At 66.4% G+C, this 5464-nt stretch carries 5 protein-coding genes; 4 read left to right on the top strand and 1 reads right to left on the bottom strand.

Annotation, left to right across the window (positions count from 1 at the left end):
• Both A5634_RS28650 and A5634_RS11185 read left to right on the top strand, forming a co-directional pair.
• The coding region (locus A5634_RS28650; RefSeq protein WP_216638731.1) for a hypothetical protein at positions 1-1166 on the top strand (1166 nt) is incomplete at its 5' end.
• 131 nt (positions 1167-1297) lie between these two features.
• Positions 1298-2680, top strand: coding sequence for an APC family permease (locus tag A5634_RS11185; RefSeq protein ID WP_065144118.1), 1383 nt, complete (start codon positions 1298-1300; stop codon positions 2678-2680).
• Here A5634_RS11185 and A5634_RS11190 read toward each other — a convergent pair.
• Positions 2673-3542, bottom strand: coding sequence for a MaoC/PaaZ C-terminal domain-containing protein (locus A5634_RS11190; protein ID WP_065144119.1), 870 nt, complete (start codon positions 3540-3542; stop codon positions 2673-2675). The genes A5634_RS11185 and A5634_RS11190 overlap by 8 nt on opposite strands.
• A gap of 228 nt (positions 3543-3770) precedes the next feature.
• Between A5634_RS11190 and A5634_RS11195 the strand changes: the two genes are divergently transcribed.
• On the top strand, positions 3771-4436 hold the full coding sequence (locus tag A5634_RS11195; RefSeq protein ID WP_065144120.1) for a histidine phosphatase family protein: 666 nt from the start codon (positions 3771-3773) through the stop codon (positions 4434-4436).
• A 52-nt stretch (positions 4437-4488) separates the two neighbouring features.
• On the top strand, positions 4489-5464 hold a 976-nt coding region (locus tag A5634_RS11200; protein ID WP_155769485.1), incomplete at its 3' end, for an SDR family oxidoreductase.

A 5464-nucleotide genomic window follows, 5' to 3' on the forward strand; every position in this document is an offset into this window, starting at 1 on the left:
GCTCCGGTCATGGCGGTGGCGGTGCCGCCGGCGGCGTCGGCGGTGATGCCCGCGGTCTTGTCGGCAGCGGCGGCCGGGGCGGTCAAGGCGGTGCCGGCGGAACCGCAACGGGTGCTCCCAACAACAACGGCGGGACGGGCGGTGCCGGTGCCGTCGGCGGCGCTGGCGGGCTGTTGTACGGCAACGGTGGAGACGGCGGTGCAGGCGGGCCCGGCGGAATCAAGACGGGCGGTGGCACCAACTGCGCCGGCGGAGCCGCCGGCGACGGCGGAGCCGGCGGCAGCGCCAGGATGGTTGGCGCCGGTGGCCAGGGTGGTCAGGGCGGCGTCGGCGGAGACACAAATGGCAGGGAATTGGGTTCTCTCGGCGGCTCCGGTGGTCACGGGGGAACTGGCGGAAACGGCGGGTGGCTGTCCGGCGATGCGGGCGGCGGCGGCGCAGGCGGGGCTGGCGGCAGCAACACCCAGACGGCCAGCGGCAGCACGCACAACGGCGTTGCCGGTGGGGCCGGCGGCCGGGGTGGAGACGGCGGAAACGGCGGCAACGCGGGCTTGTTCGGCAACGGTGGTAACGCTGGCACCGGCGGGACCGGCGGAAACGGTGGGGTCGGCCAGATCGGAACGGACGGCAACGCCGTCGTTTTGGGAGGCACCGGAGGCACGGGTGGCGGCGGTGGTAACGGCGGCACTGGCGGCTCTGGCGGCCACAGCGGGCTACTGACGGGCAACGGCGGCAGCGCCGGAAATGGTGGGGACGCCGGCGGCGGCGGCAAGGGCGGCCGAGGCGGCAACAATTTCGGTGCCGGCGGCGGTGTCGGCGGCAACGGCGGGGCCGGTGGTCTCGGCGGTGCCGGTGGCGCCGGTGCCAATGGGGGCCTGTTGTTCGGCAGTGCCGGAACCGGAGGTAGCGGCGGAACCGGCGGCGACGGCGGCACCCCCGGCAACGGCGTCACACCTTCTGGCGCCGGCAGCACCGGCAACGGTGGAAACGGCGGGCCGGGCGGAGCCGGTGGCAATGCACAGACGATAGGCAACGGCGGCAATGGCGGCGGCGGGGGTGACGGCGGAACTGGCGCTATTGCTGGAACCGGCGGAACTGGCGCCCTCGGGGGGACCGGCGGAACCTTGTTCGGCACGCACGGCGTCAACGGCACCGACGGCACGTAGGGGAAATAGGCGGCACCAAAGTTCTGCTCTTCTGTGCCCGTGGTACGAACGTGTACTAACCAGCCCTGATCCAGGGCCGGCCGCGGCTAGGAGGGCCTGCCATCAGCAAGCTTGGTTTCTGGAGCATTGTCATGCTCGGGATCAACGCCGTGATCGGGGCCGGCATCTTCCTGACCCCCGGCGCGGTGATCAAGCTAGCCGGGCCGCTGGCACCGGTCGCCTACATACTGGCCGGTCTTTTCGCCGGCACCATGGCACTCGTCTTCGCGACCGCGGCCAGATACGTCAAGACCAACGGCGCCTCCTACGCCTATACAACCGCCGCTTTCGGCCAGCGGATCGGCATCTATGTCGGCGTCACGCATGCCATCGTGGCATCCATCGCCTGGGGGGTGCTGGCGTCGCTGTTCGTCTCGACGCTACTCAAAGTCGTTTTCCCCGAAGAAGATTGGTATCGAGATACCAGCCTGTTCAGCGTGAAGACTTTGACTTTCCTGCTTTTTATCGCAGTCTTGTTGCTCATCAACCTATTTGGCAACCGGGTGATCAAGTGGGCAAACGGAATATCAACTGTGGGAAAGGTGTTCGCGCTCACCGTTTTCATCCTCGGTGGTCTGTGGATAATCGCGACACAGCACGTGCACAACTACGGCACGGCCAGCGCGGCGGGCGTCTACCACCCCGCGCCGTACGCGCTGTTCGGGTTTCTGGAGATCGGGGCACTCGGCCATAGCGCCGCATCGGGTTTGATCCTGGCCACCATGGCCGCGCTCTACGCTTTTACCGGTTTCGAATCGATCGCCAATGCCGCCGAGGAGATGGACCAACCGGAGCGCAACCTGCCACGGGCCATCCCGTTGGCGATCCTGGCAGTGGGAATCGTCTACGTGCTTGCGGTGACGGTAGCAATGTTGTTGGGATCCAACGAGATCGTGCAATCGACCGACACGGTGAAACTCGCGGCGGCCATCGGAAACGACGCCTTTCGAACGATCGTCGTGCTGGGCGCGCTGGTATCGATGTTCGGCATCAACGTGGCCGCGTCGTTCGGTGCGCCACGTTTGTGGACTGCACTGTCAGACACCGGGACCCTGCCGGCCGGACTGTCGCGCAACAACAGATTCGGGGTCCCGATGACGGCCTTCGCCATCACCGCATCCCTGGCACTCGCCTTCCCGCTGGCACTGCGCTTCGACAACGACAACCTCACCGGCCTGGCGGTCATCGCCCGATTCATCCAGTTCATCATCGTTCCGATCGCGCTGATCACACTGTCCCGCGACCGTGCCGGACAGCACCCGAACGTGAAGCGAAACCGGTTCACCGACAAGGTGTTACCGGTAGCGGCCGTGGTGATCTCGGCAGCGCTGGCGGTGTCCTTCGATTACCGCACGATCATTCTGGCGCCGCATGGCGGGCCCAACTATTTCTCGATCGTGCTGATCGTGCTGACGTTCGTCGTGGTGCCAGCCGCCGCCTACATGCACTACTACCGAAGACCAGCAGTTAGCTGACGTACTCCACTTCGCCGTCGTCGAGCACCAGACGCGGACCCTGCCCTTGCGCTCCGGACGCCTCGGTACGGAACAGTGCCTTGCCCGGCTCGGTCTTCCAGATCAACGTCGAGAGCGTCTCGCCAGGAAACACCGGCTTGGTGAACCGCGCCGCGATCGACGTGATGTTGGCGGCGACGCCGTTGCCCAGTTCGGCCACCAGGGCGCGCCCCGAGACGCCGTAGGTGCACAACCCGTGCAGGATCGGCTTGGGGAAGCCCGCCAGGTTGGTGGCGAACCATGGGTCGCTGTGCAGCGGGTTGCGGTCGCCGGATAGCCGGTAGATCAACGCCTGATCCTCGCGGGTGGGCAAGTCGATGCGGGCGTCGGGCTCGCGGTCGGGAAACTCCGGCGCTACCGGCCGCTTCCCTTTCTCGCCACCGAAGCCACCTTCGTTCCTGATCACCAACGTGGTGAGCGTTTCGGCGACCAGCGTCCCGCTATCGGGGTCCGTCCCGCGCCCACGCAGCATCAGGACCGCGTTCTTGCCCTCGCCCTTGTCCTGGATGTCGGCGACTTCGGTCACCACAGAGAGTTTGCCGGCCGGTGGCAGCGGCGCGTGCAACCGCACGGTCTGTGACCCGTGCAGGAGCATCGCCCAATTGAACTTTCCGACCTTGCCGGCCGCGGCGAAGGCCGGGCAGCAGATCACCGCGTAGGTGGGCAGCACCTGCTGCGGAATGTCATGGCTGTTCTCGGTGGTGAAAGCGAGGTCCTCGAGGCCCGCACCCACCCCGAGCGCATAGAGCAGCGTGTCCCGATCAGTCCATTCGAACAACGCGGGCTCGGTTACCGCACCCACGGCACTGGGGTCAATCGGCATGCGAGTCTCCTCTCGATTCCAAAATTCTCTCGATTCGCGTCATTTCTTCGACCTAACCATCGCAAACCCTTCCCACCGACCATGTCCGCAGGGCAGGCTATCGCCATGGTGAAGCGCACCCCGATCTGCACTCCGGCCGTCAAGCCAACTCCACTTGCCCCGAAAGTCCATGGCGGCGCGTCGCGGCGGCCGGCTACGCCGCGCTGGCGATCGGCGCAGGTCTTAGCTTTGCTCGTCGCGGCGCTGCTTGTCGGCGCCTGCAGCAGCAGCCCCCAAGCCCGCAGCATCACGTTGACTTTCATCCGAAACGCACAGTCCCAGGCCAATGCCGACGGGGTAATCGACACCACCGTACCCGGCCCCAGCCTCACCACTGAGGGCAAGAACCAAGCTCAGCAGCTGGCCCATCAGGTCGGCCACACCGAGTTCGACGGCCTCTACTCCTCCCCGATGGCCGCCGACCAGCAAACCGCTGGACCGTTGGCCACCGAGGTAGGCCGGCAGGTCGAGGTCATTCAGGGACTTCAGTCCCTTAGCGCCGGCTGGTACAACGGCAAGCCGGAGTCGATGTCCAGCTCGACTTATTTGCTTGCTCCGGTGCGCTGGTTGGAAGGCGACGTGGACACCAGCATTCCCGGATCGGTCAGCGGCTCCGATTTCAACTCACAGTTCAGCGCTGCGATCCGCAAGATTTACGACGCCGGTAAGAACAAGCCCGCCGTGTTCTCCCAGGGCACCGCGATCATGGTGTGGACGTTGATGAACGTCAAGAACCCCAAGCTCAGCCTGATGAACAGCCACCCGCTACCCAACCTCGGGCGCGTGGTGATCACCGGCAGCCCGACGACGGGCTGGACCCTGGTGGACTGGGACGGCGTCCGCAACTTCAGCTGATCCCAACTGTCGATGGTTGACGTGGCGGTCCTAGGCCGCCACGATGGGCTGCATGCGGTATGTCGTTACCGGCGGTACCGGGTTTATTGGCCGGCGAGTCATTTCCCGTCTGGTTGACCGCTCACCCGATGCGCAGGTGTGGGTGCTGGTCCGGCGCCAATCACTGGGCCGCTTCGAACGCCTCGCCGTTGACTGGGGAGAGCGGGTAAAGCCGCTGGTCGGCGAGCTACCGGCGCTTGAGCTGTCCGAGGAGGTCGTCGCCGAGCTCGGTCAGGTGGATCATGTCGTGCACTGCGCGGCGATCTACGACATCACCGCGGGCGACGCCGAGCAGCGAGCCGCCAACGTCGAGGGCACTCGCGCGGTTGCGGCGCTGGCGTCGCGCCTCGGTGCCACTTTGCACCACGTGTCATCGATCGCGGTGGCCGGTAATTTTCGCGGTGAATACACCGAGGACGACTTCGACGTCGGCCAGGCCCTGCCGACCCCGTATCACCAGACGAAGTTCGAGGCCGAGGCGCTGGTGCGGCAGACGGCCGGGCTCCGGTACCGCATCTACCGCCCGGCGGTGGTGGTCGGCGATTCGCGCACCGGCGAGATGGACAAGATCGACGGGCCCTATTACTTCTTCGGTGTTTTGAGGAAGCTGGCGCTATTGCCTCGGTTTACCCCGATCATGCTGCCCGACACCGGGCGCACCAACATCGTCCCGGTCGACTACGTGGCCGACGCCCTGGTCGCGCTCATGCATGCCGACGGTCGCGATGGGCAGACATTCCATCTGACCGCACCGCGCACCATCGGGTTGCGCGGCATTTTCCGCGGGATCGCCGCGGCGGCCGGATTGCCGGCGCTGCGCGGGTCGCTGCCCCGTTCGGTGGCCACGTCGGTGCTACAGATGCACGGGCGAGCCAAGGTGGTGCGCAACATGGCGGCCACCCAGCTGGGGGTGCCCGCGCAGATTCTCGACGTGGTCGACCTGGCACCCACCTTCGTTAGTGAAGCCACGCGAAACGCCTTGCAGGGCA

The organism is Mycobacterium asiaticum (assembly GCF_001673365.1).
In the GTDB taxonomy this organism is placed as follows: Bacteria; Actinomycetota; Actinomycetes; order Mycobacteriales; family Mycobacteriaceae; genus Mycobacterium; species Mycobacterium asiaticum_A.

Excerpts from the sequence above, each read along its gene's own strand:
- A5634_RS11185 (WP_065144118.1), top strand. The coding sequence starts at position 1,298 with ATGCTCGGGATCAACGCCGTGATCGGGGCCGGCATCTTCCTGACCCCC.
- A5634_RS11190 (WP_065144119.1), bottom strand. The coding sequence starts at position 3,542 with ATGCCGATTGACCCCAGTGCCGTGGGTGCGGTAACCGAGCCCGCGTTG.